This window comes from Acinetobacter sp. RF14B (assembly GCF_006864105.1).
Taxonomy (GTDB): domain Bacteria; phylum Pseudomonadota; class Gammaproteobacteria; order Pseudomonadales; family Moraxellaceae; genus Acinetobacter; species Acinetobacter lwoffii_C.
Genome location: NZ_SMTB01000182.1, coordinates 1 through 1,622, shown reverse-complemented (window position 1 = coordinate 1,622; position 1,622 = coordinate 1). Strand labels below are relative to the sequence as shown.

The 1,622-nt window shown below is 47.5% G+C and carries 3 protein-coding genes; 1 reads left to right on the top strand and 2 read right to left on the bottom strand.

Annotated features, from left to right (window positions below; genetic code table 11):
* Together E2K52_RS14340 and radC are read right to left on the bottom strand one after the other, a co-directional pair.
* On the bottom strand, nt 1-309 hold a 309-nt coding region (locus E2K52_RS14340), incomplete at its 3' end, for a bestrophin (RefSeq protein WP_151205672.1).
* Nucleotides 310-374: 65 nt separating this feature from the next.
* Nucleotides 375-1,076 (bottom strand): RadC family protein, encoded by a 702-nt coding sequence (gene radC, locus E2K52_RS14335; protein WP_151205671.1) that lies wholly within the window; start codon nt 1,074-1,076, stop codon nt 375-377.
* Nucleotides 1,077-1,189: 113 nt separating this feature from the next.
* On the opposite strand from radC, the gene E2K52_RS14330 reads away from it, so the two are divergent.
* The coding region (locus tag E2K52_RS14330; RefSeq protein ID WP_319922811.1) for a flavoprotein at nt 1,190-1,622 on the top strand (433 nt) is incomplete at its 3' end.

The following is a 1,622-nucleotide window of genomic DNA, read 5'->3' as shown; positions in this document are numbered from 1 at the left end:
CAGCATTCGGCAGTCGCGGTCAAAGTGCCGAGCGTTGGCAATCAGAATGCCCCAGAGTTTGCGTGCTTCCCACCAGCGGTCATAACAGGCCGAGTTTTTGAAACCAAGAAAAATAGAGAGCACGACCCCGATCACGGTAAAGCCGCTCAGCGGTAATTCTGGAAAATTAAGATAACCAATATGCGCCAATCCGCCGACAATGGCCGAGATCAGCATGACCACACCTAAAGGGGGCAGAACCTTCGGTAAAATTGTCCCCCGCCAGGAAAATAGCAGTTTAAACAGGCTGGGCTGGTCACGTACGATCATTTATTGGAATCATCACAGTTTTTTTCATGATCTTCGGAACTTGTGCCTGCTTTGTCAAGTGCTATTCAGGGTGTTCTTTCAGGTTTGATGAGGTGCTGCTCAGCAAAGGAGAAACAGCCCTCGAGTGCAATAATACAATGATCAATCAAATGAATGTCAACCAGTTGACAGGCCTGCTGAATCTGTCGGGTTAAGTCGAGATCTGCCTGAGACGGATAGGCTCTGCCCAAGGGATGATTATGAGCAATAACAATTGAGGTTGCCTGCTGGGTAATGGCATAGCGTAGCAGTTGATTAATGGAAATATCACATGCATTAATGGAGCCATAAAACAGTTTTTTAAAACTGATTTTTCTCAAGCCGGCATCCAGACACAGCACGGCAAATACCTCCTGGCTTTCTCCCAGCAATTCAAAACGTAAATAATCTCTTAGCCGTTTGGAGTTGCTGAGTTCGAGTGCATCCTGTTTAAGATGCTCAGCAATATAACGCCGTCCCAATTCCTTGACCGCTATTAGTTGGGTGTATTTGCTGATACCTATTCCATGAAACTGGCTGACCTCCTGTAAAGGGGCATCCAGCAGGGCGGTTAAATGCCCGAAATGCTGAATCAATACACGTGCCAGTTCGACCGCTGAATGCTGCTGTGAACCTGAACGGAGAAAAATAGCCAGCAGTTCGGCATCGGATAAACTTTCTGCCCCATATTGAATTAAACGTTCGCGTGGCCGTTCCTGTTCTGGCCAGTTTTTTATAGAAAATTGCATGATGATTAGACTTATTTATTATGAATTATTGGTTTTCCCCCAAGCGCATCTCTTGGGAATGTGATTATTTAATGCTATTGTGAGCCCCACTGCAACAGAAAGGAAAGCTGTTCGTGAGCTTTGATCTAAGTGTAATTTCTCATAAAAATATCATTTTAGCAGTCACTGGCGGTATTGCTGCCTATAAAAGTGCCATTCTGGTTCGCCGTCTGAAAGATGCCGGTTTTAATGTGCGGGTTGTCATGACCCGGGGGGCACAAGCTTTTATTACACCTTTAACTTTTCAGGCGTTGTCGGGCAATCCTGTGCATACTGAACTGCTGGATCCTGAAGCCGAAGCAGGCATGGGGCATATCGAGCTGGCCCGCTGGGCTGACCTGTTACTGGTTGCACCGGCCAGTTGCGACACTCTGGCAAAATTCGCTGCAGGTCTGGCTGATGACCTGTTGAGTACCTTATATCTGGCAACGAATGCCCCTGTTTGGGTGGCGCCTGCCATGAACCAGCAGATGTGGGCCGCCAAAGCGACGCAGCGTAATCTGGCGA

Coding starts and splice junctions, on each gene's coding strand:
- radC (WP_151205671.1), bottom strand. CDS start 1,076: ATGCAATTTTCTATAAAAAACTGGCCAGAACAGGAACGGCCACGCGAA.